We start from the raw sequence: 25,435 nt of genomic DNA on the forward strand, positions 1-25,435 counted from the left end.
GGCGCGGAGGAGCGAGGGGTGCCGTTCCGCGAGTACGTCGTCAAACTGCGGTCGCGCTGCAACCTCGCCTGCGACTACTGCTACATGTACGAACTGGCCGACCAGAGCGCCCGCAGCGCACCGGCGGTCATGAACAGCGCGGTTTTCGACCGCGTGTGCGAGCGGATCGCCGAACATGCCGACACGCACGGGCTGGCCGAGGTGCGGGTGGTGTTCCACGGCGGTGAGCCGATGCTCGCCGGCTCCGCACTGCTGGCCCAGTGGGCCGGCCGGCTGCGCGAGGCGTTGCCGGAGCGGATGGCCGCGCACGTCGCGGTGCAGACCAACGGCGTGCTGCTGACCGGCGCCGACCTGGATCGGCTCGCCGCCGCCGGGGTACGCGTCGGGGTGAGCCTGGACGGCGGTCGGGTCGCCAACGACCGGCACCGGCGCTACCGCAGCGGGCGCAGCAGCTTCCCGGCGGCGGACCGGGCCCTGCGGATGTTGCGCGCCCGGCCGGAGCTCTTCGCCGGCATCCTCTGCGTGGTCGACGTCGAGAACGACCCGGTGCACACCTACGAGGCACTCCTCGAATACGACCCGCCGATGGTGGACTTCCTGCTGCCGCACGCGCACTGGGACCGTCCGCCGCCCGGCTGGCGGCCCGGCACCACCCGCTACGGTGACTGGCTGGTCGCGGTCTTCGACCGGCAGTACGGCGCACCCGTGCAGGAGACCAGGGTGCGGCTCTTCGAGGAGCTGATCCGCCTCTCGTTCGGTGCACCCAGCCGCACGGAGACGGTGGGGCTGAGCCCCGTCGCCACCGTGGTGTTCAATGTGGACGGCGCATACGAGCAGGTCGACACGTTACGGTCGACGTACTCGGGCGCCGTCGGTACCGATCTGACCGTCTTCGCCAATCCGCTGGACGCCGCGATGCACCACCCCCAGGTACGCGCGCGCCAGGCCGGAGCGGCGGGACTTGCCGACGCCTGCCGGCGGTGCGCCGTGCACCTGGTGTGCGGCGGGGGCTACTACCCTCACCGCTACCGTGCGGCGTCCGGCTTCGCCAACCCCTCGGTGTACTGCTCGGACCTGGAGCGACTCATCCGCCACATCGTGGCGCGGCTCCGCAGTGATCTGACCGGCCTGAGGGATGGTACGAATGCACACGCATCACCTGGCTGACGCCGAACTCGACCAACTGGGCCGTGGTCTGGGCGACCCGGCGCTCATCGACCGGCTGCGCGCCGGCCAGCTGAGCAAGCGGATGCTGCACCTGCGGCTGCTGCTGGACGGCCTGCCGGAGCAGAGCCGCGTACACGAGCACTTCGCGCTCCTGGTCGCGGCGACCCGGCGCCGGCCCGAACTCGGATCGGCCACCCTCGCCCACCCGCACCTCGGTACCTGGCTGGCCGAACAGCTGCGGCGGCTGCACGGTGGCCGGGACGGCGCCCCCGCCCCGGCGGACGTCGACTATCTCGGCTGCGTGGCGGCGGACGCGGCGGTCCGGGCCGGCCTGGACTTCGAACTGACCCTCACCCCGCGCGACGGCGCACTCGTGCTGCCGGGCCGGGGCATGGCCCTGGTCGACCCGTCGGCACCGGCCGTCGTCCGCCACCGCGACGGCGTCCTGCGCATCGGTACGCTGACCGTCCCCGCCGAACCGGAGCGGGACACCGAGAACTGGTTGGCGGTGCGGACGCTGCGGGCCGAGAGCGAGGGACTGGGCATAACGCTGCTCCTGGACGACCTGGACCCGTTCCGGGACCGGCACCAGCTCGGCGCGGCCACCCGGCTCGACGAGAAGGAGGTACGGCACTGGCAGACCGCGCTCACCTCGGCCTGGTCGATGCTCACCCGGCAGCACCGCCAGTACGCCGAAGGGATCGCCGCCGGCCTGACCACGGTGGTGCCGCTGGACGCGCCGCACAGCACTGCCGGGGTGAACGTGACCAGCCTGGAGGCCTTCGGCGCCACCGCGATGACCCGACCCGCCGACGGGATCGCCCTCGGGCTCGGCCTGGTACACGAGTTCCAGCACGCGAAGCTCGGTGCCGTACTCGACGTCGTCGAGCTGTACCAGCGGGACGAGCGGCCCCGCTACTACGCACCCTGGCGCGACGACCCCCGCCCGCTCGGCGCCGTCCTCCAGGGCGTGTACGCGTTCCTCGCGGTCACCGACTTCTGGCGGGTCCAGCGCGCCGTCCTCACCGGCGGGCCGGCCCAGCTCGCGGAGGCCGAGTTCGTCCGCTGGCGGGACCGGGTCTGGCGGACCCACGACACCCTGGTCAGGGCGGACCGGTTCACCGCACCCGGGCGGCGGTTCCTCGCGGCGATGCGAGCGGTGCAGGAGCTGTGGTGGAGCGAGCCGACCTCGCCGCAGGCGCAGCAGTTGGCCCGCGACGCCGCCGCCGATCACTGGGTGGGCTGGCGGCTGCGCAACCGCCGGCCGGATCGGGCCGCCGTGCTCCGCCTCGCCGACCTCTTCGCCGACGGGGAGCCGTGCCCGGCCCGCTGGGTGGAGGTGCGCGTCGAACCCCGGGCGGAGCGGCTGCTCACCTTCAGCGCCCGGCTGGACCTGATCCGGCTCGGGCTGACCGACCCGGCGCGGTTCGCCGAACTCTGCCGGGAGCCGGACCCGGGCTTCTCCGTCGGCGACCTCGCGCTGGTCGGCGGCGACCTGGCGGCGGCCCGGGACGCGTACCGGGCGCAGATCGCGGTCGGCGAGGATCCGCTGGACGCGTGGATCGGACTGACCCTGGCGTGCCAGCGCGACGACCGGTACCCGGTGCGGCTCGACTCCCCCGAACTCTGTCTCGCGGTGCACACGGAACTGCGCCGCCGGGGCCGCGAGGCGGACCCGCTGGAGCTGGCCCGCTGGCTGGAGCCGGTGACCTGCGACGAGGACGGCGCGGGCGAGCGGACCTGGGGCCCGCTCGTCCAGCCACGCCGTACGCCGGTCGCCGCTACGTCGGAGGCGGCTCCAGATCGCAGTTGAGCCGGTTCTCCTCGGCCAGCGCGACGGTGTTGGGATGGGTGTCGCCGAGGACCCGACGGAACGCGGGTAGCAGCGAGCGGCGCAGCTCCTGTGCCGCCGACCGGTCGCCGTCGGCGGTGAGGCTGGTCGCCAGGTTGTTGGCGACCGCCAACGTGTCGGGATGGTCCGGGCCGAGAAGTTGCCGGAGCCGTTCGTAGTCCTGCTCGTCGGTGCGGCGGGCCGCCGCGTAGTCGCCCTGGTGGTAGAGGCAGTTGCCGAGGTTGATCCGGGCGGCCAGCGTGTACGGGTGGTTCGCCCCGGCGACCGCGGTGAACCGCTGCACCATGTCCTTGTTGAGCTCGTACGCCCCGGCTGTCTCCCCGGTCTTGCGGAGGAAGATCGCGACGTTGCTCCCGTACGCGAGCGTGAAGAGGTGGTTGTCGCCCATGATCCGCCGGTACCACTCGTAGACCGGCTGGGCGCGGCGCAGCGCCGCCTCGTCGTTGCCGAGGGCGGAGTCGTCACAGGCGAGATTCATCGCGCAGGCCTGCACGTCGGGATGGTCGGGGCCCTGGAAGAGTCGCCGCGACCGGGTCAGCGTCTCGGCGCTCAGGGCGTGCGCCTGCTCGAACTCCCCGATCTTCCGCAGTGTCACGGCGTAGTTCTTGATCGCCCGCAGCGTCTCCGGGTGCTCCTCGCCGAGCACCTCCCGGTGCGCCTCCACGGTCTGCTCCAGCACCCGGCGCGATTCGCGCAGCTCGCCGGTGTCGCGCAGGTCGCGCCCGTAGTTGCCGGCGCTGTAGAGCGTGTTGGGGTGCCGGTCGCCGAGTACGGCCCGGCGCCGGTTGAAGGTGTCCTCGTCGAGTTGCAGGGCCCGGCGCAGGTCGCCGACGAGTCGCAGCGACACGGCGAGGTTGTGCGCCGCGTTCAACGCCAGCGGGTTGAACTCGCCGAAGACGTCCCGGGCCAACGGCTCGGTCTGCTCGTCGAGGTCGCGCGCCTCGACGAAGCGGCCCAGCGCGCGGAGGTCACCGGCGAGGCTGCCGGCCGCCATCAGCGTGTAGGGGTGGTCGCCGCCGAGGGTACGGAGCAGCCGCTGGTGCACGTCCTGGTCGATCTCGTGCGCCGCCGGGTACTGCGCCCGCAGCCGCAGCGCGTTCGCGAGGTGGAAGCGCATCAGCAGCGTCTGCGGGTCGTCCGCGCCGAAACGTTGCTGCCACTGGGCGATGCTGGCGGTGGCCAACTCCTCGCAGGTGGTGTAGTCGACGCGTTTCCAGAGGTAACGGGCCATGTCAAGGAGCAGTTGGCGCACCTCGGGCTGCTCGGAGTCCATCGTGCCCGGCGGCACGATGTGCGGCCAGAGGTCCGAGTAGAGGCTCCAGTTCTCCGGGCGGTCCGGGTCCTTCCGGTTCGCCGCGGCGAGGATCGCGTGGACGTGCTCGCGGTTGCCGGCCGCCTCCTCGGACGGTAGCGAGGCCCGGATCACCGCCTGAACCAGCGGGTGCAACTGGATGCTCGTCTGCCCGGAGTCGTCGGATTCGCCGCCTCGCCGCCGCTGGTCGACCCGTACGCCGGACCGCCCGGCCTCGATACGGGCCAGCGCGTACCGGCCGACCTCCCGGATCGCCCGCGCCATCAGCACCGGATCGCGCAGCGTCGGGTCGTACGGCACCAGTACCGAGACGAACCGTTCGCTGTATACCAGCCACATCGGGATCGGCTCGGCGGCGAAGAACGCGCAGACCTCGAGCAGCTTCGCCGAGGCGGGGCTCCGCTCGCGCAGGCTCTCCAGCGAGACCAGCCACGGCTGCGCGCCGGTCTCCTGGTAGTCGGGTGGCAGCTCCTCGGAGAGCATCTGCGGCAACTGGCGTTCGAGCCGGTCCAGGTACTGCTGCACCGGCTCGACGGTGGTGGCCAGCCAGGCCCCGGCCTGCTCGACGGCGAGCGGCAGGTCGCCGAGGCGCTCGGCGACCACGGAGGCCTCGGACTCGGAGAGATGCTTCGCCCGCCGACGCAGGAAGGCGATGCTCTCCATCCGGCTGAAGACCCCGACCTCCACGGTCTTCGCCTTCTCGGCCCACGCCTGGTTACGGGTCGTCACCAGGGTGTGTCCGGGACCCTGCGGCAGGATCTCCCGCAGCTCCGCCGGATCCTCCGCGTTGTCGAAGACGATCAACCACCGCCGGTACGGCTGGCCACGGCGGAGCGCGTTCAGCACGTCGGTCACCCGCTCGGAGACGCTGCTGCCGGCCGCCACGCCGAGCTGCTCGGCGAGTTCCGCCAGTGAGGCGCGGACCACGCTCGGCTGCCGGGCGGAGATCCACCACACCACGTCATAGTCGGCGCGGAACCGGTGCGCGTACTCCAGGGCGGTCTGGGTCTTGCCGACGCCGCCGAGGCCGTGCAGCGCCTGCGGCATCACCACGGTCTCCGCGGCCGACAACCGGTTGCGAATGTCCTCCAGTAGGGCCCGGCGGCCGGTGAAGGCGACGTTGCGCGGGGGTACGTTCCAGATCGGCGGCTCGGAGTTGGGGAAGCGGTGCCGTTGCGCGGCACCCGCCTCGGGTAGGGACTCGTCCCGGCGCCGCGGCCGGGGCCGGTCGAATGCCTCCATGAGCTGCTCGCGGGCCCGCTCCTCGCCCAGCCCGGCGAGCTCGATCGGGTCGCGTTCGACGAACGGTACGGGCACCCGGGCGTTGTCGAGTCGGACCGCGACGAGGTAGCGGCGGCTGTCCATCGGCTCCCGGTCGATGGTCTTGTTCCACAGCTCGGCGGCGTTGGGGGACTGCACGTAGTCCTGGGAGAGCAGGACCATGATCTGCCCCGCGCCCTCCGGCCCGCTGACGTCCGCCTCCGCGCCGACGGAGGAGAAGTCCACCTCCCGCATGACCACCCGCAGGCCGGTCTCGGTCAGCTCACCGGCGATCCACTCCGCCCACATCCGGTCGACCGCCGCGTAGCTGATCAGCAGGTCCGTGCCGGTGCCGGCGCGTACCCGCTCGAAGGCCGGCAGCCAGCGTCGGCGCTGACGCTCCTCCATCGGGGTCAGCTGCGTCACGCGGCCGTTGCTGAGTTCCCGGGTCAGCCGCTCGTACGCGGCCAGCAGGGTGCCCTCCTGTCGGGGCCGGTCCCCGAACGGCGCGAGGATCTCCTCGTAGGCGTAGAAGGGCTTGTACGGGATTTCGATGTCACCCCAGTACCGGTCGCTCTCCTCGGCGGTCAGCCGGGGCAGGAAGGGCGCGAAACTGCGCCGGGCGTGGTCCCGGCCGGCCTCGAGCTTGACCTGCTCGGCGTCCTCCACCCGCATCGGCACGGGCAGCAGCCGGATCGCCCCGTCGTCGCGCTGGCGCATGATCGAGCGGGCCACCGCGACCGCACCGTCGATGCTCTGCTCGTTCATCGTGAAGGAGGCGACCACGGTGTCGGGCAGCCGGATGGTGCAGATGCCGGCGCCGTCGCCGACCCCGGTGCGGCTGTCGACCAGCACGTAGTCGTAGTTGTCCCGCATGCTCCTGGCGAGCGCCGCGAGGAAGGCGTTCCCGCCGAGCCGCTCGAAGAAGGCGGACCAGTCGAAGGTGCCGACCGCCGTCGTGTACGTCGGATCCTGCCGTCCGGCGGGCAGCAGGTCGAGAAAGCCGGCCTTGCGGCGCGCTCCGCCCGGCCCTGGCGGCGGCTCGAAGTTCCAGTCCAGGGAGACCGCGTAGCGCAGCACGTCGGCATAGGTCGAGACCCAGTCCGGGTCCTCGTTGTCGGCGGGTGATTCGAGCATCGCGTCGGCGTAGTCGCGGACCATGTCGATCACCCCGCGCGACGATCGCAGGTGTTTGTCGAGCAGGAAGGGGTGGAAATAGCGGTGCAGGCCCGGTGATTCCAGGTCCCAGTCGACGACGAGGACCCGCTGGCCGGCGCTGGCGAGGATCCAGGCGACATTGGCCAACGCCATCGTCCGGCCGGCACCGCCCTTGTAGGAATAGAACGTGATGATGCTGCCGGAAGGCTTGGGACCGGTCTCCGGCGTGGTCGTGTTCGCGGATGTCACCTGCACACCTTCTGTCAGCTCGGATTCATCCAGGGGCCGTCCACCCGTGCGTGTTCGGTGCTCACCGGTCCCTCCAGCGTGCGTTTCACCGTACCCACGCTGTGCACGCGGTTCCGGGCGGCTTCGAGGACATCGGGAAGTGCGTGGCCGAAGGCCATGTGGGTCGGAATCGCCGAACGGTAGAGTTCGTCGTCGTTGGCCAGCTTTCCGAACAATTCTCGGCACGCCATCGACAGATCCGGCCACCGGCGCCGGGTTTCCGGATCGTCCCGGCTGTTCGGAATGAGCACGGCGGTGATCGGCACCCGGTCGCCGCCCCTGCTCGTCAGGGCCCGCTGCACCTCGTCGACCTGGGTCACCCAGGCGTCGACGAGCAGCACGATGATCTGGTTGTGCTGGTGCGCCTGCGCCGCCCGGACGGCAAGCTCGTTCAGGCCGGCCACCCGGGAACGGAAACTGTGCGTCTCCGCGATGTTGCAGGCGTACTCGACGAGGGGGCTCAGCAGCGGTGGCCGGTAGGGAGCCCAGTCGAGGGCCTGGTCGCCGTAGACGTCGAGTTCGGTGCGTACGGCAGCCATGTCGGGACGGGGCAGCGCCACCACCACGATGTGCGTGGTGAACGGCTTGTCGTCCAGACCGGAGTCGCCGCCGGGCTCCGTGACGTTGCGGTGGAATGCGCTGGGCAGGGCGGAGAAGTCGGCCGCCGCCACGCCCTCGGTGAGCTGGTGCGCCTCGACGCTGTTGACGACCTGCTCGGCCAGTTCGAACGTGAAGGCGCGGTAGTCGTCCTCGAGCCGCCGGAGTCGCATGAGCTGTCGGATGCCCAACTGCCGGTAGGTGTCGCCGAGCCGGTCGGAGAAGTATTGGATCGGCTCGGCGACCCGGTGCATCTTCGGCGGGGCGGTGGGGACCCACATGAGTGGTTTGAGGAGCGACGAGTCGACCTTTGCCGCCGACTCGTAGCGGTGTGCCCGGTCGGCGAACACCTGCCATTCCTGACCGCAGGACCGGCTCTGGAAATAGCGCGGCGACATCAGTGCAAGAAAAGATCGGCATGTGGAGAGCGCCTCGGAGAGCTGCCTCGGCCAACGCTCGCCGACCCGGATGCTCCGGTCGACGAAGCCGACCACTTCGTCCCGGGGCAGACCGGCCAGTAGCCGCACTTCGGTGCTCAGATCTTGAAAGAAGCGCTGAACAAGTTCATCCTCGTCACCTCGGGCGTAACTGAGGAAGAAGTAGAGCACTTGACCTCCGAGGTGCTTGGCCCGTGGCCGGGCGGATCTGGATTGGTGATCCATCCTTGTGTACTGGGGAGGGTCGTGGCGCCGAGTATAGAGGGTCCGGTCACCGGGTACGGGTACACGAATTGATCAATGACGGCTGGTGAAAGAACGAACTGAAACGGATCAAGAAGAGGTTGATCGGCGGGATCAGGAATCGCTCTTGCGCCGGACCGATGTGGACCTTCCGGGTGATCCGTGGGATGAGGCATACCCACCCGTGGCATCCGGCTGCGCCCCGCCGGATCCCTCGAACGCGTCGTCGACCAGCGCCGCCCGCGCAGTTCCCTGGGCTCACGGCCAGACCGCTACCTCGACCGCCACTATTGCCATAGTGTGGCAGGAGCACTCTCTTGGCAGAACTGGGAAGGAAGCTCCGGATGGCCGTCTACACGCTCCCCGACATGCCCTACGACTACGGCGCCCTCGAACCCGCCATGTCCGGCGAGATCCTGGAACTGCACCACAGCAAGCACCACGCCGCGTACGTCAAGGGCAGCAACGACGCCCTCGACCAACTCGCCGAGGCCCGCGACAAGGGCGACTACGGCACCCTCGTCGGGCTGGAGAAGACCTTCGCGTTCAACCTCTCCGGCCACGTACTCCACTCGATCTTCTGGAACAACCTCTCCCCCGACGGCGGCGACCGCCCCGACGGAGACCTCGCCGCCGCCATCGACGAACACTTCGGATCCTTCGACAAGTTCTCCGGACAGCTCTCCGCCGCCACCAAGAGCGTCCAGGGCTCCGGCTGGGGCGTCCTGGCCTGGGAACCACTCAGCCGCCGCCTCATCGTCGAACAGGTCTACGACCACCACGGCAACGTCGGCCAGGGCTCCACCCCGATCCTCGTCTTCGACGCCTGGGAACACGCCTACTACCTGCAATACCGCAACGTCCGCCCCGACTACGTCGACCGACTCTGGAACCTCGTCAACTGGACCGACGTCACCGCCCGGTTCGACGCCACCCGAACCAGCCAACCCAAGATCTGACCACCGGTGGGCCACCCCGACCCGGTCCACGCCGCCGAAACGGTCCAACGCGCCGCCGGAGTCATCGCCGCCCGCCGACGCGGCGACCTCGACGGCGCCGAAGCCCTCCTCGCCGCCTTCCCCACCGAAGCGGCGAAAACCCTCGGCTTCTATCTCCTCGCCGACCTCGCCCTCGGACTGTTGCAGGCGCAGTCCGGGGAGTCAGTGGACGACCTTGTCCGGGAACTGGCCCTGCACCTCGCCACCGCCGCCGAGCAGCCACCGTCGGGAAGCCGGTAGCGGCGGGCGGGCAGATCACGGTCGTGTACGGGCCGGAAAGGCTCCCTTTCCGGCCCGTCGGGCGGGATCACAGGTGGCCGGGTGGGTAACGGGAACGCGCGGACGCCTGCGCTGGCGTTGGTCGTGACCTGCGCGAATATTCGAGCGCGTAGAGCAGCGTCCCGAATCCGCCACCAGGACAGCCACCAGGGAGGCGCATTTGCCTGCTCGTCGCCTCCCCGGTCCGCGTCGGGCGCCTTCTCGGCTCGACGACAGCCGGGGCGCTACCGTGGCACGGTGACCCGGAACTTCTTCTCAGGCGGGCGGCGGTCGGCGGCATCGACCGGGTCTTCGAACCGCCTGCTCGCCATCGCTGCCGCTCTGCTCGCCTCGATGCTCGTCGTCGTCTCACCGGCGAGTCCGGCCCACGCGCACACGGAACTGAGCCGTACGTCGCCGGCGGCCAGGAGCACGGTCAGCAAGGCGGTGACCGCGGTGACGCTGACCTTCAGCGGGCTGATCAAGAAGCCCGGGACCACCGTGGTGGTGACCGGCCCGGACAAGGTCTCCTACAGCGACGCCGACGCGCAGGTGCTGGACAAGACGATCACGCAGAAGGTGAAGCCGCTGCCCGTCGGTGCGATCACGGTCGTCTGGCGTACCGTCTCGGCCGACGGTCACACGATCAAGGGCAGCTTCACCTTCACCAACAGGGTCGCGCCGCCCACCCCGACCGCTGCGCCCACCCCGACGGCCGAGCCGACACCGACCGTGGCACCGACGACGCCACCTGCCGCGTCGCCCGCCGCAGTGACCAACACCGATGGTGGTGGATCGTCGCCCGCGCTCTGGTGGGCGGTGATTCTCGGCGCCGTGCTCGCGGTCGCGGTGCTCGGGGGTCTGCTGCTACGTCGCCGGCGATCAACTGGCGTCTGACGCGTCGCACCCGACACAGCCGGGCAGGCGTGTCCGTCGCCTGCACGAGGGTCCTCATCGGGCAGCCTTCTCGGCGGCGCGGGTGGGTGGCGTCAGCGGCGGTCTCGGCGTCGGCGCGGCGGGCACGACGCTCGCCGCCGACTGATCCCTGCCAAGGGCACGGGAGCCGGCGCCGGCCACGGCGGCGGCCAGGGCAGCGAACCCGGCGGCGATCGTGAACATGACCGCCGCCGACGCGTCGGCGGCGGAGAGCAGACCGGCGACGAGGTTGCCGAGCGCCGACCCGGCGAAGGTGGCGGTGATTCCCCACGCGAACGCCTCGGTGAGCGTTCCCCTCGGCGCGCACCGGCCGATGAGTTCGAAGTTGCAGATCACCAGCGGGGCCAGGAAGAGGCCGGCCGCCACCGACAACCCCACCAGCACCGGCACGGTCGGGGCCAGCGCCAGTGACGCGACGCCACAGGCGTACCCGGCGAGGATCACCCGGATCCGTACGGCCGCGTCCGCCCGCCAGGAACGGGCACCGTAGAGCAGCCCGCCGAGCAGACTCCCGGCGCCGAACGCTGCCAACGCCAGGCCGCCGGTAGCCGGCGTGGATTCGCGATCGGTGAACTCCACGAAGCCGAGCCGGAGCATTCCCAGCAGCGCCCCGGCCAGGACGGAGACGGCCAGCAGCACGACTATGCCCGTCGAGCGCAGCGGACCGGCCAGACTGCCCCGGCGGCGGGCCGGGACCCAGGACCGCGACGGCGGCAGAACACTGAACCACAGCGTGCCGCCGAGCAGCACCACGGCGCAGCCGGCCAGGGCCCAGCCCGGCCCAGCCAGCACGCTGAGGGCACTGACCAGCAGCGGACCGACCACCAGGGCGAGGTCGAGGACCATGGCGTCCACCGCCAACGCCGTGCGGCGGATGTCGTCGTCGGGGATCGCCTGCGACCACAGCGCCCGGGCTGCGGCGGCCACCGGGGGCAGCGACAGCCCCACCGCCGCCGACCAGACGGTCAGGGCCACCGTCGTCGGCCGTACCTGGGCGGTGACGAGCAGTCCGGTGAACGCGACAGCGTTGGCTCCGGCGGCGAGCAGCAGTGGCCAGGTCTGGCCGTACCGGTCGACGAGCCGTCCGTGCACCGGCACACCGACCGCGTAGCCGACCCCGGTCGCGGCGGTCACCACCCCCGCCGCCGGGTAGGTGCCGGTCCGGTCCACCGCCAGCAACAGCACCGCGAAGACGTACGCCTGCAGCGGCACCCGGGCGCAGACGCCCACGAGCAGCAGTGACGGCACCCACCGGTGCCGCCACAACCGCCGGTACGCCGACACCGAACCGCTCACCCGCTGGTGCCGCCGGCGCGCCCGTCCGTCGGATGTGGCGCGACGAGGCGGGCCGGGTCGGTGAGCCGGGCCCGGGTGATCCCCGCCGGCATCCCGGTCTCGGCCAGCACCGGCACACCAGCACCGAACATGTAGAGGGATCCCTCGGCGAAGCCGTCGACGCCGAGCGCGGCGTCGAGTTCCTCGTCGCGGAACGCGGCACTCTGCCACCCGCCCAGCCCCACCGCGGTCGAGGTGAGCACGAACGTCTGCCCCAGATGCCCCGCCGACAGCAACGTCACCCGCAGCGCCCGGGAGTGCCGGTACTTGTACATCGTCCGCTCGAACACGACGGTCACGAAGCAGACGAACGCCGACGGCGTGCACATCTCCGACTCGTACGTCAACCGGTGCAGCCGGCCCCGGTCGAAGTCGGGATCGACCAGTTCGAGCGCGTGCGCCTCGGCGTTGTAGTGGTACAGCCCCGGCGGCACGTCCTGCACGTCGAGGACGGCGACGTAGCCCTCCAGTTCGTGCCGGGCGCCGCCACACGGGCTGGTCCGCAGCATCAGCGTGCCCAGGTCACCGGCGTCGTAGAGCTGCATCGGCGCGAAGGTGTAGAACAGCACCGTCGACAGCTGCGCCAGGCTCGTCGGCTCGCCGGTGAACACCCGGTGCGTACGGCGGCGGGTCAGCACCTCCCCGAACGGGTCGGCCAGCGGCAGGAACGCCCTCGGCAGGTACACCCGTGGCGCGTCCGGGTACGACTTGAAGATCGCCGGAGGGGTTCCGCCGGTCTCCCGTACCCAGCGGGCGTCGCTGCGGCGCTGCTCGAGGCTGTCGCCGGTGTAGATCGTGTTCCGGGTGCCGAAGTGGAAGAAGCGGGCCTCCTCACCCCAGTTCTGCCAGGCCCGCAGGAACTGCTCCTCCCGCTGCGCGCCGACCCGGTCGAGCAGCAGGCCGGCGTCGACCAACGCCCCGACCGCGTCCTGCACGGACTCGCGGTCGTACTCGCCGAGGCCGGCCGCGACCTTCTGCACCGTCGACCAGTCCGTGAAATGCTCCAGCAGTTCCACCGCCTGCCCGTCGACGGCCACCGCGTTGTCGGCTTCGGTGTCGGTGGAGCGACTCTCCAGGTAGTTCTCGGCCGTTAACTCCCCCTCATGCCAATACATCATCAACGTCTGCGCCCGCCGGAACTCCGCCTGCGTCATGCGTTCTCCCTGCCGAAGAAGCCGCGATCCGAATCCGCTCGGTCGCCGCCGGAGGAGCAACTCCGGCGGCGACCTTCTTACCTGCTGGCGACCTGTCAGCCGTGGTTGTTCAACAGCCGGCTACGGGTCTTCTTCCGACGCACCACGATCTTGAGCGGCTTCTTGACCATCGTCGGTCCTCCTCCCCCGGAAGCACCTCGGCTCCCGGATCTGGACAGCAGTTGACCCAGTAGTCGCCCCGCAACAGATAGTAGTTCCCGGCCATTCTGGAATGTCGATATCTGATCAATCCAGAGGCCGATGCGGATCAGTCGGACGCTGCCCGCACGCCGCCGTAGAACAGCGCCGGTACGCGGCCATCGGCGTAGCTGGAGAGGTACTGGTGGAACTACAGGTACCCGGTGGCCACATCGAGTTCGAGCCACGGGCGTTGGATGGCCACGACCCGGGCGACACCTTCGTTTGAAAATCATCGATGGAACGTCGGGAACCAGACCGATGTCCCGGCCGACTATCTCCCTGGCGTGTCACGACTGTTCGGGAGGTGGGACGGATGGAACACAGGCACTTCGTGGTCGTGGTCGTGGTCGGGGTCGACGCGACGACGGCCGGCACAGGGCGGCCCGCCACCCCAACAGTGGCCCCGACGCCCTGGTCACCGCGGCCGGCATCACGTTCGGTCTGGGACTCGCTCTGCACATGGTGCGGCGGGAGGTGAGCGCCGACATAGCCGTCCGCGCCGAGGGCGTACTGGAGCACGAAGCCCGCGACGCCGTCTGGATCCGCTGACCATCACCCCCATCCTCTTGGAGCCTCCCGTGTCAACTACCGCGACGCCGGCGTCGGAGCCGGAAACCCCGCTCGCACCAGTCGCCGCCGGCGCACCACCGGGGACATCGGCCGGACGGCGGCGGTCGATCGGGCCACTCGTGCTGCGGCTGCACTTCTACGCCGGAGTTCTCATCGCGCCGTTCCTGGTCGTGGCCGCGCTGACCGGTCTGGCGTTCATCTTCACACCACAGCTGGACAGCGTCGTCTACGCCCACGAGCTGCGCGTCGACGCGGGTGCCGCACCCGCCCGCCCGTTGGCCGAGCAGGTGGTGGCGGCCCGCGCCGCCCATCCGGACGGCGAGCTGGCGTCGGTGCTCCCACCGGTGGAGGCGACCGACACCACCCAGGTGGTGTTCAACCTGCCGTACCTGGGGGAGAAGCAGCACACCGTCTACGTGGACCCGTACACCAACGAGGTGCGCGGCACCCTGACCACCTGGTTCGGCGAGACGCCGCTGATGACCTGGCTGGATGACCTGCACCGCAACCTGCATCTCGGTGTGGTGGGGCGGCACTACTCCGAGCTGGCGGCGAGCTGGCTGTGGGTGGTCGTCCTCGGTGGTCTGTTCCTGTGGCTGCGCCGCCAGTGGACCGGTCGACGCAAGCTGCGCCGCACCGTGCTGCCCGACCTTGCCGCGAACGTGGGTGTGCGCCGTACCCGCAGCTGGCACGCGGCCACCGGGGTGTGGTTGGCGATCGGGCTGCTCGCGCTCTCCGCGACCGGGTTGACGTGGTCGCGCTACGCCGGCGGGAACTTCGACATCGTCCAGAACGAGTTCAACGCGCACAGCCCCACCCTCGAAACCGCCCTGCCCGGCGCCGCCCCGGGCGGTCACGCCGACGGTGGCGGGCACCACGGCGGCGGCACCACGACCGGGGATTTCGATCCGGCCGACGTGGACAGGGTTACGTCGATCGCCCGCGAGGCCGGCGTGGACGGGAAGGTGATCGTCACGCCACCCGCCGAGCCCGGCACGGCGTGGGTGGTGGCGCAGGACGACCCCTTCTGGCCGTACGGCTGGGACCGGGTCGCCGTCGACCCGGCCACCGGCAGCGTCGTGGCACGCTCCGACTTCGCCGACTGGCCGCTGTTGGCGCAGCTGTCCAAGCTGGGCGTCGCGTTCCACATGGGTTTCCTGTTCGGGATCGTCAACCAGATCCTGCTCGCCGCGCTGGCCGTCGGGCTGCTCTGCGTGATCGTCTGGGGATACCGGATGTGGTGGCAGCGTCGTCCCACCCGCGCCGACCGGCGCGCACCCCTGGGTACCCCGCCCGACCGGGGCGCGTGGCGGCAGGCCCATCCACTGGTCGCGTTCGTCGCGCTGCTGGTCGCGGTGGCGGTGGGTTGGGCGTTGCCGACGCTCGGTGTCACGCTCGCCGCGTTCCTCGTCGTCGACGTGATCCTCGGCGTGCTCCAACGCCGGCGGGCGCGGCGGGCGATACCGACCTCGCCCGCACCGACCCGAAACTGACGACCGGCCGGCCGGCATCGACGTGCCGGCCGGCCCGACTCACCATCCGACCCATCCGCTGACATCTATCGCAGCACGGTGACAGCGGCGGACCGGCCGACGAGGAGCGCGAGATGGGGCCAATGCCCAACGTGTACGCGGAGTCTCGGCGTTGACCGGACGTTCCTGCGGGCCGGGTGTCTCACCGAACGGTCAATCATTGACTAGTCTCGATGCGCGGGGTTTCCTGGAGCCCACCCCTTGGCCGCGAGGGCGGCCGAAACACGTGAGAGTTCCGCTCCGTTGGGTGCTACGGCGCCCGTGGACATGGGCGAAATGAGGGATCGCGGCGCGATGACCAGTATCAGCGGCGACCCGACCGTCACCGAGTTGGCCCTTGCCGCCGCCCGGGGGGATCGGCAGGCGGCTGCGGCGTTCGTGGCGGCGACCCAACGGGACGTGTGGCGTTTCCTGGCCCACCTGTCCAGCCCCGCCGAGGCGGACGACCTGACCCAGGAGACCTACCTGCGGGCGCTACGGAGCCTGCCGACGTTCGCCGGCCGGTCCTCCGCCGCCACCTGGCTGTTCACGATCGCCCGCCGGGTCGCGGTCGACCAGGTCCGCGCCGCCGCGGCCCGGCCCCGGCTGGTCGCCGGCAGCGACTGGCAGAAGGCGGCCGACACCGACCGGGCCGACGAGACGTCGCGGTTCGAGGAAGGCGTGATCCTGCGCCACCTTCTCGACGGCCTGGTGACCGAGCGGCGGGAGGCGTTCGTCGCCACCCAGGTGCTCGGACTCTCGTACGAGGAGGCGGCGCGGGTCTGTGACTGCCCGGTGGGCACGATCCGGTCCCGGGTCGCCCGCGCACGGGAAGACCTGGTCGCCGCGATGGCCGAGCCGCCTCGCAGGCTTCGCGCCGTCTGACCTCAGGCGACCCGGCGTACGTCGGCACGAGTCTGCGCGGTTCTCGTTGACCGGGTCCGGCCGGGAACCAGCCGCAGGGGTGGCACCGGTGACGGGTCGGCGTCGAAGGTGGCCCGCCAGCGCCGCCACGGCTGCTGACGACCGGCCAGTGGCGTCTCGGGGCCGCCACCGATCCGAGCCATGATCAGGATGACGATGTAGCCGACGGCGATGATGCCGTGGCTCAGCACCCGGGCGATGTCGACCCGGCCGGCGATCAGATCGTTGACGGTGAGCAGGCTCAGTACGCCGACGAAGACGGTGAGCATGGGCACGAGCCCGGCCGGGCGGGTGCGTCGCAGGGCGATCCAGGCGAAGCCGGCGCCGACCGCGACGTTCCAGGCGGCGGACTCGTGCCAGAGATGGCCGCCCGCGCCTACGCCCGCGCTGTGTAGGTGTCGCGCGGCGGCGGTGCCGCCGATCTGCGCGGCGCCGAGGAGGAACTGGGCGATGCCGAGCACGCCGAGGAGGATCCGCAGCGCGGCCGGCAGTCGGGCCGGGGTCGGAACCGGTGCCGCGTCGAGGAGCGCGTCGTCGACCCGGGCCCCTGCCGGGGCGGGGCTGGTGCGGGCCACGCGGGTGACCATGGCGGCGGCCTCGTACCAGCGGCGGCAGTCGGGGCAACCGGCCAGGTGGCTGTCGGCGGCGGCGCGTTCGGCCTGGCTGTCCTCACCGTCGAGACACGCGGACAGCGACTCCCGGAACTGCTCACACCCCATGCACCGGTAGTCGGCCGACAACACCGCCGGGTTCCCACCACCATCGTCGGATGCCGGACAACCAGCGGCAACCCCGAAACCGCCCACACCGTGGACCGCCTGCCCGCGCCCTGGTGCGGACGCTGCCCGGCCTGAGCGGCGGAACCCGACGGGAACCAACCACCAGTCCACGACGACCAGTAGTAGAACGAGGATCGAGCAGCGGAGGACGTGCATATGCGCAGGTCGGCATCATCCGGCGTACGGGGCTGGGCGGCGAGGTTCGGCGTGACCGTGGTGGCGGTACTCGCCGTCGCAGGTTGCGGCGGGGCCGACGACACATCGGGGGCCGCGCCCAGCCCGGCCCCGTCGGCGACCACCGACAGCGCCACGTTCACGGTGCGGGACCCGTGGATCAAGGCGGCCGACAAGGGGATGACCGCTGCCTTCGGCACCCTGGTGAACAACACTGGCGCCGACGTCACCATCACCGGCGTGAGCACCTCTGTCTCGCCGATGGAGGTGCACGAGATGACGATGAAGGACGGCAAGATGGTGATGCAGCCCAAGACCGGCGGCATCACGATCAAGGCCGGCGGCAGTCACGTACTCGAGCCCGGCGGCGACCACCTGATGCTGATGGACCTCACCAAGCCGGTCCGGGCCGGCGACGAACTGAGCTTCACCCTCACCTTCGCCGACGGAAAGACCACCGAGTTCAGCGCGGTGGCCAAGCCGTTCACCGGTGCCGAGGAGAGCTACGACCCGAGTTCGGGCATGCCGATGAGCCCCGGGCACCAGCCGACGCCGAGTCCCGCGTCGTGACCGACCGTGCCGCAGCCCGCCCGGTGAGCAGGCGTCGACTGCTCACCGGTGGTGCCCTGGGTGTCGGCGGCGCCGTCGCCGGTGCGGCGGCAGGGGTCGCCGCGACCGCCGCCGGCCGGCAGCCCTCGGCACCGGCCCCGGTCGACCTGGGCGCCGCGACCGCCGTCGGTACCGATGTCGTGCCGTTCCACGGCGCCCGGCAGGCCGGGATCGCCACCGACCCGCAGGCGCACGCCGCGTTCGTCGCCCTCACCCTGCACCGCGGCGTCGACCGGGCGGCGTTGGGCCGGCTGATGCGGCTGCTCACCGACGACGCCGCCCGGCTGACCCAGGGCCGGGCTCCGCTGGCCGACACCGAACCGGAACTCGCCGTGCTGCCGGCCCGGCTCACCGTCACCTTCGGGTTCGGTCCCCACCTGTACGCGGCGGCCGGCCGGGACGACCGCCGCCCGCCATCCGTCGCCCCGCTGCCCGCCTTCGGGATCGACCGGCTGCAACCGGCCTGGTCCGGGGGTGACCTGCTGCTCCAGATCTGCGCCGACGACCCGCTGACGGTCACCCACGCGCAGCGGATGCTGGTCAAGGACGCCCGGCCGTTCGCCGCCGTCCGCTGGGTGCAACGCGGCTTCCGCCGCAGCCGGGGCGCCCAGGCCGACGGACACACCCAACGCAACGTGATGGGACAGCTCGACGGCACCGCCAATCCCCGCCCCGGCACCGCCGCCTTCGAACAGTCGGTCTGGATCGGCGACGGCCCGGACTGGCTACGCGACGGCAGCACCCTGGTACTGCGACGCATCCGGGCCGAGTTGGAGACCTGGGACAAGCTCGGCCGGGCCGACAAGGAACTCGCCGTCGGGCGGCGGCTGGACACCGGCGCGCCGCTGAGCGGTCACCATGAGCGGGACGAGCCCGACTTCTCCGCCCTCAACGAGGCCGGGCTGCCGGTGATGCCGGACTTCGCGCACGTGACCCGGGCCAGGGTGATGGACGACCGGCTGAAGATCCTGCGCCGACCGTACAACTACGACGCGGCGCCGGACGCCGCCGGACGGGCCGACAGCGGCCTGATCTTCGCCGCCTACCAGGCCGACGTCACCCGGCAGTACCTGCCGATCCAGCGCCGGCTCGCCGAACGGGACCTGCTCAACGACTGGATCACCCCGATCGGCTCCGCCGTCTTCGCCATCCCACCCGGCTGCCAGCCCGGCGGCTGGATCGGCGAACAGGTACTCGGATGACCGGCACAGTACCGCGCAACCCGGAAGGACGGTCGGTGCGGCGCATCGGAATGCGGCTGGCGACGGTGGTGGCCGCACTCGCGGTCACCACCGCGTCCGGCGGGCTGCTGAGCGCCAGCCCGGCATCCGCGCACGCCCAGCTACTGGGCAGCGACCCCCGGGCCGACTCGACCGTCACCACACCACTGGACGAGATCACCCTCACCTTCAACGAACCGGTCCGGGGCAATTTCAGCACCATCGTCGTCACCGGACCCGACGGCACCCGGCACGGCGCCGGCCAGCCACGGACGATCGACAAGCAGGTACACCTGCCCGTCGAGCCGGTGCGGTCCGGCGGCTACCGGGTCGCGTACCGGGTCGTCTCCGCCGACGGACACCCGATCCAGGGACAGTTCCGGTTCACCGTCACGCTGCCTCCGGCGCTGGAACCGACCGCCGCCCCGGCCGCTCCGGCCGCATCCGACGGACCATCGGCGTCACCCGCCGCTGGAGCGGCGAACGGAGACACCGGCGGCGGCGCCGGGCTGCGGCAGGTCGGTGCGGTCGGGCTCGGCGTCGCCCTGGTCGGCGCCGGGTTCCTCCTGGTACGCCGGCGGCGCGGGACCTCGACCCGGTGACAACCGGATCACGGCCGCGCACGGCCATTCCCGCTCCGCCCGACGCCGGCCCGACCCGCCGGGTTCACTGGCTTCCCGCCGCTGCCGGGATGGCCGGGCTCGGCGCGCTCCTGCTCGCGCTCGGTGCCGGGAACGGTCTGACCGGCACCACGGTCACCGGCCTGCCCGACCCGGGCCCGGTCACCAGCTACGGCCTGCCGGTGATACGACTGCTGCTCGACGTGCTGGCCACCCTTACGGTCGGGCTGGCGGTGACCGCCGGGTTCCTGCTGCCCGGCGATGGGCCCAGCGTCTCCGCACCGGGATACCTGTTGCTGCGCCGGGTCACCGCCTTGGCCGCCGGCTGGGCGGCCACCGCCCTCGTCCTGATCGTGCTGACCGTCTCGGACCTGCTCGGCGCCCCGCCGTCACAACTCGGCGTCGCCACCGTGGTCAGCTTCGCCACCTCGATCTCCCAGGGGCAGGCGCTGCTGCTCCAGGCCGGACTGGCCGGGCTGGTGGCCGCGCTGTCCTGGGTCGGGGTGTCCCGGGCGGCCGCCGCAACCACCGCCGTACTGGCCCTGCTGGCGGTGCTGCCGCCCGCGTTCACCGGACACGCCGCCGGTGCCGGCAACCACCAGATCGCGGTGACGAGCCTGGCCCTGCACATCCTCGCCGCCACCGTCTGGGTCGGCGGGCTGGCCGCACTGCTGATGGTCCGCCGTCACCGGCTGCTCGCCGACACGGCCGCCCGGTACAGCCGGCTCGCCCTGGCCTGCTGGGTCGCCGTCGCGGTCAGCGGCCTGACCAACGCCTGGGTACGCCTCGGCGCCTGGGACCAGCTCTGCCAGTCCCGCTACGGCTGGCTGGTCGTCGGCAAACTCGCCGCCCTGCTGCTGCTCGGCGGACTCGGCGCCGCGCACCGCCGCCGTACCCTCCCCGCGCTGCACGCCGGGCGGCGCGCCGCGTTCACCCGGTTCGCCGCCGGGGAACTGGTGCTCTTCGCCGCCACCTTCGGCCTGGCGGTGGCGCTGTCCCGCAGCCCCACCCCGATTCCGACCGATCCCGTCGAGGCGGACCCGCTGGTCGAACTGCTCGGCTTCACCCCACCCGCCCCGCCCACCCCGGCCCGACTGCTCGGCGACCCGCTGCCCGACCTGTTCTTCCTCACCGGCTGCGTCCTCGCGGTGGCCGGATACCTGACCGGAGTGTGGCGGCTGCACCGCGCCGGACACCGCTGGCCGCCGTCGCGCACCGCGAGCTGGCTGGTCGGGATACTGCTACTCACCGCGATCACCAACCTCGGCGTCGCCCGCTACGCCTACGTACTCTTCAGCACGCACATGGTCCAACACATGGTGCTGTCGATGGCGGTGCCGATCCTGCTCGTCGGCGGCGCCCCGATCACCCTGGCGCTACGGGCACTGCGCCGCCCCGCCGACCGGCAGATGCGCGGCGCCCGGGAATGGCTGCTCCTGCTCATCCACAGCCGGCCACTCCGGCTGCTCACTCACCCACTCGTCGCGCTCGGCATCTACACCGCCAGCCTCTTCGGCCTGTACTTCAGCGACCTGCTCGGCACCCTGATGCGCTACCACCTCGGCCACCTGGCCATGCTCACCCACTTCGTCGTCGCCGGATACCTGCTCTTCTGGGTACTCATCGGCATCGACCCCGGGCGGCCACGACCCGCCCCACCCCTGCTGGTGATCATCCACTTCGCGGCCATGATGGCGCACGGCTTCTTCGGCCTGGTCCTGATGCAGTCCACCACCGTCATCGCGCCGGACTGGTACACCGCCGTGCATCCCGACTGGGCGTCGCCCCTGTTGGTCGACCAGCGCCTCGGTGCCGGCATCGCCTGGGCCTTCGGCGAACTCCCCGCCGCTGTTGTCATGATCATCCTGGTCCGGCAGTGGATCCGCGCCGACCAGCGTGAACAGGCCCGACTCGACCGGGCCGCCGACCGCGCCGACGCCACCGGCGAGGAGGACGACCTGGCCCGGTACAACGCCTTCCTGCACGCCACCGCACAGGTCGACGGCGGCCAGGGCGACGACGGCCAGGCTCCCGGCCGGAACGGAGGCGTTGGCCGGGAGCCGCACTAGCGGCCGTTCGCCGCGTGACCAGGATCCGCCCACGTTAGGCAGAACGCGGAGGCCCGTTCCTGACGGCTACCGGGCGGCGTCGGCGAGTAGTTTGAGCGCCAACTGCTGGAGTTCCGGCCCGGCCTTCTCCGGACTTCCGGTGTCGTAGGGCGGCTGCGGGTCGTACTCGACCCGTCGTAGAGCAGGGTCGCGATCCGCAGTCCCTGCCGCGCAGGAACGGTCAGCATCTGGGTGCCGGCCGCGCGGGAGACCGTCTCGGGCGGTGGGATCATCCGGGCTGCGGAGGTCGGGACGTCGCCGGGCCGGTCGGACAGGCCGGTCCGACTGACCGTACGCGTTCCTAGGCGCTGCTGACGAGGTCACGGCGGCGGAATGCCGCCACGGCGGTCTGGACGAGCAGCCCGGCGAGTAGCGTCAGTACCAGGACCGCGACCACGTTGACATCCTGCAGTGGGTACTCGCCGATGTGCTCGAACGGTGAGAGATGCAGCGCCGTGTCGGGGATGTCGAGGATCGGGGCGAAGTAGCCGGCGATCAGCCCGTAGCCGAGCACCACCCAGATCGCCGGCAGCGTTCTCGGCGCCGCAGCGTAGAGCAGGGTGGCGGTGGCGAGGACGAGCCAGACCGCCGGGGTGTGGGCGAGGTGGCCGAGCAGCAGCTCACCGATCAGCGTCCCGTCGCCCGTGCTCGCCGCTGCCCCGATCCCCATGCCGAAACCGCTGACAAGCAGCAGCCACGGTACGCCGACGGCCGTCACGGCGGCGTGGCTGCCAATCCATTGCGGGCGGCTCACCGCCGTGGCGAGGACCGGTTCGAGGCGTCCATCGGCTTCCTCGGCGCGGAGCGCCTGCACGGCGAGCACCGCGTACACCCCGACGGTGAGGGCCATGGTCAGGCCCATCATGCCAAGGTAGCCGGCCAGGAGGTTGTCCGAGCCTCCCATGATGGCTATCAGGTCGTCGGGCGCATCGGCGAAGCCGTCGAGCAGTGGCTGGATGAAGGAGCCGTAGGCGAGGCCGGCGACCAGCAGCGCCGCGCTCCAGCCGATCAGGCTGGCCCGTTGTAGCCGGAACGCGAGGGCGAACGAACTGGCCAGCCAGGCGGCGGCTCGTGGCGCGCCCGGTCGGGGCGGCACCAGGCCGGCGCCGAAGTCCCGGCGTGCCGACAGGGCGTAGCCGGCGGTGGCGGTGGCGGTGGCGAACGTCAGTGAGATGACCAGTGGCCACCAGCGGTCGTGGACGAACGGTGCGGTCTGCTGGGACCAGCCGATCGGGGACAGCCAGGACAGCCAGGACGGGCCGCTGCCCTGCACCGCTGCCATGTCCCCCAGTCCGCGCAGCACGAACGCGGCCCCGAGCGCGGCGCCGGCCATTCCGGAGGCGGCTCGGGGATATTCCGACAGTTGGACGGTGACCGTGGCGATGCCGGCGAAGGCCAACGCCACCGCCCCGATGGAGACACCGAACAGCAGCGATCCGCCGGCGTCGAAGCCCCGACCGATCATCATCGCGCCGATCAGCATCGCGACCAGCACCGCCATCACGGCGGTGAGCGTCAACGCGGCGGTGAGCTGGGCGTACCGGCCGACGACATTGGCCCGGATCAGCTCGGCCCGGCCGGTACGTTCCTCGGCGCGGGTGTGTCTCACCACGGTGAGTAGGCCCATCAGGCCGGCGCCGATCGCCACGTAGAGGCCGTACTGACCGGCGAGGAACCGTTCGATGGTCAGGTCGTCGAAGCCGAAGCCCGGTCCGCCGAACAGCGCCCCGGCCGGGCTGCCGGAGAAGCCGCTCAGCCCTTCCAGATCCTCCGGGCTCTGCACGATGGCGTCCAACGCGGTGGCGAAGTACGTCAATAGCAGCGACAGGCCCAGCGTCCACGCGGGGAAGCGGATCCGGTCGCGGCGCAGCATGAACTGCAGCAGAGTCCAGGTCCCGGTGACGGTGGTTCCGTGGCTGGCCAGGGCGGACGTCGGCCGGTTGACTGTCGTCGTGGTCATTGCGCCACCTCCGCCGCACCGTTGTGCGCGCGCTGGTCGCCGTAGTGACGCAGCAGCAGCTGCTCCAGGGTCGGCGGCCGGACCGCCAGTGCCTGCACGCCGAGGTCGCCGAGCTGGCGGACCACAACGGCAAGGTGGTCGCCGTCGACCTCGAAGCGGATGTGGCCGTCCTCGGACCGCAGTCCGTGCACGCCGGGCAGGTCGGCCAGCGCGTCCGCCGGCCGGTTGGTGACGGCGTCGACCGAGGTACGCGTCAGGTGACGCAGATCGGTCAGGGAGCCCGTCTCGACGATCCGTCCCTGACGGATGATCGAGATCTGGTCGGCCAGCACCTCGACCTGGGCGAGGATGTGGCTGGACAGCAGCACGGTGCGGCCGGCGTCCTTGGCCTCGCGGATGCACTCCTGGAACACCGCCTCCATCAGCGGGTCCAGCCCGGCGGTGGGCTCGTCGAGGAGCAGCAGTTCCACGTCGCTGGCGAGCGCGGCGATCAGGGCCACTTTCTGCCGGTTGCCCTTGGAGTAGGTGCGGCCCTTCTTGCTCGGGTCGAGGTCGAAGCGTTGGCACAGTTCGTCACGGCGGACCGGGTCGGTGCCGCCGCGTAGGCGGGCGAACAGGTCGATCGCCTCGCCGCCGGTGAGGTTGGGCCACAGTTCCACGTCGCCGGGGACGTACGCGAGCCGGCGGTGCAGGGTCACCGCGTCCGCCCACGGGTCACCGCCGAGCATTCGGGCGTGGCCGGCGTCGGCGCGCAGTAGTCCGAGCAGGATCCGGATGGTGGTGGACTTGCCGGCGCCGTTGGGGCCGAGGAAGCCGTGCACGGTGCCGGTTTCGACCCGCAGGTCGAGCCCGTCGAGGGCCTTGACTCGGCCGAAGGACTTGTCGATGTGTTGGATGTCGATTGCAGGCGTCATCGTCGTTGACCTCGTTCGAGGAAAGCCCAGGGTCAGCCTGGGACCCGATGTCGTGGAGCCGCGAAGGTTCGCGGAAGGAGAACGGCCCCGCCGGAGGGGGCGTGGTGGCTAGCGTGCGGCGTTGCCTGCGTCGCCTGCCGTCGGCGGATCCGGCACGTACATCAGGTATTCGTCGAGCATCGACCGGTCGACCAGCAGACCCTGCGTGAACAACTCCAGCGCCGGCAGTGCGAGATCCTCCATGTACCGGCGGAAGAGAATCGGGAACTCTTGCGGCGTGGCGGCGGCCCCGTGCAGGGTGAACCACAGCACCATGCTGCCCGTCGCCTGATAGGCGAGGTAGCGCGTCCGGGCGGCCCGGTCCCGGCTCGGCCGGATCACTCCCGCCGCCTCACCCGCGGACAGGTACTCCTCCGCGTCGGCGATCATGTGATCGATCAGGCTGAGCGCCAGATCCCCGCCCGCCTGCATGCTGCGCAGCACGTACTGCACCATCGGCGCGAACTTCTCAACCTCGGCCATCTGCGCCAGCAGCATCGCGCCGGTGCCGTCGGTCAACGCCTTCGCCTTCTCCTCACGCATCACCGCGAGCACGTGCTCGTCACAGCCGCGACGCAGCCCGTCCTTCGAACCGAAGTGGTGAACGACCAGACCGGCGGTGACACCAGCGTCGGCGGCGACGGTACGCAGCCCGACGCGAAAGCCGTCCCGAGCGAATCGTGCGATGGCGGCGTCACGGATTCGGCTCACGGTGGTGAAGTCACCATCGTGACTGTCCGACCTCACGCCGTTCGACGCCACGACACCAGAT

General features: G+C 71.3%; 19 protein-coding genes. 11 read left to right on the plus strand and 8 right to left on the minus strand.

The features are described 5' to 3' along the window. The first annotated feature begins 18 nt into the window (after positions 1-18). The gene (locus tag C6W10_RS33820) at positions 19-1,167 is read left to right on the plus strand and encodes an FxsB family cyclophane-forming radical SAM/SPASM peptide maturase (protein WP_107263091.1); all 1,149 of its coding nucleotides are present in this window, start codon (positions 19-21) and stop codon (positions 1,165-1,167) included. After that, positions 1,145-2,980, plus strand: coding sequence for an HEXXH motif domain-containing protein (locus C6W10_RS33825; protein ID WP_159104862.1), 1,836 nt, complete (start codon positions 1,145-1,147; stop codon positions 2,978-2,980). The genes C6W10_RS33820 and C6W10_RS33825 overlap by 23 nt, the downstream gene beginning before the upstream one ends. Here C6W10_RS33825 and fxsT read toward each other — a convergent pair. Together fxsT and C6W10_RS33835 are read right to left on the minus strand one after the other, a co-directional pair. Next, complete coding sequence (gene fxsT, locus C6W10_RS33830) at positions 2,949-6,998, minus strand: FxSxx-COOH system tetratricopeptide repeat protein (RefSeq protein WP_159079351.1); 4,050 nt, start codon at positions 6,996-6,998, stop codon at positions 2,949-2,951. The genes C6W10_RS33825 and fxsT overlap by 32 nt on opposite strands. 14 nt (positions 6,999-7,012) lie before the next feature. Next, the gene (locus C6W10_RS33835) at positions 7,013-8,242 is read right to left on the minus strand and encodes a TIR-like protein FxsC (RefSeq protein ID WP_159104863.1); all 1,230 of its coding nucleotides are present in this window, start codon (positions 8,240-8,242) and stop codon (positions 7,013-7,015) included. 416 nt (positions 8,243-8,658) lie between these two features. On the opposite strand from C6W10_RS33835, the gene C6W10_RS33840 reads away from it, so the two are divergent. The 3 genes from C6W10_RS33840 (at position 8,659) to C6W10_RS33850 (ending at position 10,467) form a co-directional block, all read left to right on the plus strand. Continuing rightward, positions 8,659-9,273 (plus strand): superoxide dismutase, encoded by a 615-nt coding sequence (locus C6W10_RS33840; RefSeq protein WP_107263095.1) that lies wholly within the window; start codon positions 8,659-8,661, stop codon positions 9,271-9,273. 6 nt (positions 9,274-9,279) lie between these two features. After that, the gene (locus tag C6W10_RS33845; RefSeq protein ID WP_107263096.1) at positions 9,280-9,552 is read left to right on the plus strand and encodes a superoxide dismutase; all 273 of its coding nucleotides are present in this window, start codon (positions 9,280-9,282) and stop codon (positions 9,550-9,552) included. A 276-nt stretch (positions 9,553-9,828) separates the two neighbouring features. Then, positions 9,829-10,467, plus strand: coding sequence for a copper resistance CopC family protein (locus C6W10_RS33850; protein ID WP_107263097.1), 639 nt, complete (start codon positions 9,829-9,831; stop codon positions 10,465-10,467). A gap of 54 nt (positions 10,468-10,521) precedes the next feature. Here the strand turns inward: C6W10_RS33850 and C6W10_RS33855 are convergent, their stop codons facing one another. Together C6W10_RS33855 and C6W10_RS33860 are read right to left on the minus strand one after the other, a co-directional pair. Then, positions 10,522-11,802, minus strand: a complete 1,281-nt coding sequence (locus C6W10_RS33855) for an MFS transporter (RefSeq protein ID WP_159104864.1) — start codon at positions 11,800-11,802, stop codon at positions 10,522-10,524. Continuing rightward, entirely contained in the window at positions 11,799-12,995 is a 1,197-nt protein-coding gene (locus tag C6W10_RS33860) for a SagB/ThcOx family dehydrogenase (protein WP_107263099.1), read from the minus strand. Before C6W10_RS33860 ends, C6W10_RS33855 begins: the two co-directional genes overlap by 4 nt. Positions 12,996-13,813: 818 nt before the next feature. Here C6W10_RS33860 and C6W10_RS33865 point away from each other — a divergent pair. Continuing rightward, positions 13,814-15,298, plus strand: a complete 1,485-nt coding sequence (locus tag C6W10_RS33865) for a PepSY domain-containing protein (protein ID WP_234361518.1) — start codon at positions 13,814-13,816, stop codon at positions 15,296-15,298. Between the two features lie 342 nt (positions 15,299-15,640). Then, entirely contained in the window at positions 15,641-16,201 is a 561-nt protein-coding gene (locus C6W10_RS33870) for a sigma-70 family RNA polymerase sigma factor (RefSeq protein ID WP_199854112.1), read from the plus strand. Positions 16,202-16,203: 2 nt separating this feature from the next. Here C6W10_RS33870 and C6W10_RS33875 read toward each other — a convergent pair whose 3' ends face one another. Further along, entirely contained in the window at positions 16,204-16,959 is a 756-nt protein-coding gene (locus C6W10_RS33875; RefSeq protein WP_107263100.1) for a zf-HC2 domain-containing protein, read from the minus strand. Between the two features lie 216 nt (positions 16,960-17,175). Here C6W10_RS33875 and C6W10_RS33880 point away from each other — a divergent pair, with 216 nt between their 5' ends. The 4 genes from C6W10_RS33880 to C6W10_RS33895 all read left to right on the plus strand — a co-directional run bounded on the left by C6W10_RS33880 (position 17,176) and on the right by C6W10_RS33895 (position 21,711). Continuing rightward, a complete protein-coding gene (locus tag C6W10_RS33880) occupies positions 17,176-17,763 on the plus strand; it encodes a copper chaperone PCu(A)C (RefSeq protein WP_107263101.1) in 588 nt (195 codons plus the stop codon). Positions 17,764-17,786: 23 nt separating this feature from the next. Then, entirely contained in the window at positions 17,787-19,004 is a 1,218-nt protein-coding gene (locus C6W10_RS33885) for a Dyp-type peroxidase (RefSeq protein ID WP_107264503.1), read from the plus strand. A gap of 35 nt (positions 19,005-19,039) precedes the next feature. Continuing rightward, positions 19,040-19,624 carry a copper resistance CopC family protein gene (locus tag C6W10_RS33890; protein ID WP_159104865.1) on the plus strand — a complete coding sequence of 195 codons (585 nt, stop codon included), beginning with the start codon at positions 19,040-19,042 and terminating at the stop codon, positions 19,622-19,624. A gap of 89 nt (positions 19,625-19,713) precedes the next feature. Next, the gene (locus tag C6W10_RS33895; protein WP_107263103.1) at positions 19,714-21,711 is read left to right on the plus strand and encodes a bifunctional copper resistance protein CopD/cytochrome c oxidase assembly protein; all 1,998 of its coding nucleotides are present in this window, start codon (positions 19,714-19,716) and stop codon (positions 21,709-21,711) included. Between the two features lie 340 nt (positions 21,712-22,051). On the opposite strand, the gene C6W10_RS33905 is transcribed toward C6W10_RS33895, so the two are convergent. The 3 genes from C6W10_RS33905 to C6W10_RS33915 form a co-directional block, all read right to left on the minus strand. Continuing rightward, entirely contained in the window at positions 22,052-23,710 is a 1,659-nt protein-coding gene (locus C6W10_RS33905; RefSeq protein ID WP_107263104.1) for an ABC transporter permease, read from the minus strand. Further along, on the minus strand, positions 23,707-24,624 hold the full coding sequence (locus tag C6W10_RS33910; protein ID WP_107263105.1) for an ABC transporter ATP-binding protein: 918 nt from the start codon (positions 24,622-24,624) through the stop codon (positions 23,707-23,709). The genes C6W10_RS33905 and C6W10_RS33910 overlap by 4 nt, the downstream gene beginning before the upstream one ends. Before the next feature lie 108 nt (positions 24,625-24,732). Continuing rightward, entirely contained in the window at positions 24,733-25,425 is a 693-nt protein-coding gene (locus tag C6W10_RS33915) for a TetR/AcrR family transcriptional regulator (protein ID WP_107263106.1), read from the minus strand. Positions 25,426-25,435 lie beyond the last annotated feature (10 nt).

This window comes from Plantactinospora sp. BB1, assembly GCF_003030385.1.
GTDB lineage: Bacteria > Actinomycetota > Actinomycetes > Mycobacteriales > Micromonosporaceae > Plantactinospora.

Bases quoted from the DNA above. Each gene is read 5' to 3' on its own strand.
- C6W10_RS33905 (WP_107263104.1), bottom strand. From the start codon at position 23,710: ATGACCACGACGACAGTCAACCGGCCGACGTCCGCCCTGGCCAGCCAC.
- C6W10_RS33880 (WP_107263101.1), top strand. From the start codon at position 17,176: ATGCGCAGGTCGGCATCATCCGGCGTACGGGGCTGGGCGGCGAGGTTC.
- C6W10_RS33910 (WP_107263105.1), bottom strand. From the start codon at position 24,624: ATGACGCCTGCAATCGACATCCAACACATCGACAAGTCCTTCGGCCGA.
- C6W10_RS33895 (WP_107263103.1), top strand. From the start codon at position 19,714: ATGGCCGGGCTCGGCGCGCTCCTGCTCGCGCTCGGTGCCGGGAACGGT.
- C6W10_RS33840 (WP_107263095.1), top strand. From the start codon at position 8,659: ATGGCCGTCTACACGCTCCCCGACATGCCCTACGACTACGGCGCCCTC.
- C6W10_RS33825 (WP_159104862.1), top strand. From the start codon at position 1,145: ATGCACACGCATCACCTGGCTGACGCCGAACTCGACCAACTGGGCCGT.
- C6W10_RS33860 (WP_107263099.1), bottom strand. From the start codon at position 12,995: ATGACGCAGGCGGAGTTCCGGCGGGCGCAGACGTTGATGATGTATTGG.
- C6W10_RS33875 (WP_107263100.1), bottom strand. From the start codon at position 16,959: ATGGGGTGTGAGCAGTTCCGGGAGTCGCTGTCCGCGTGTCTCGACGGT.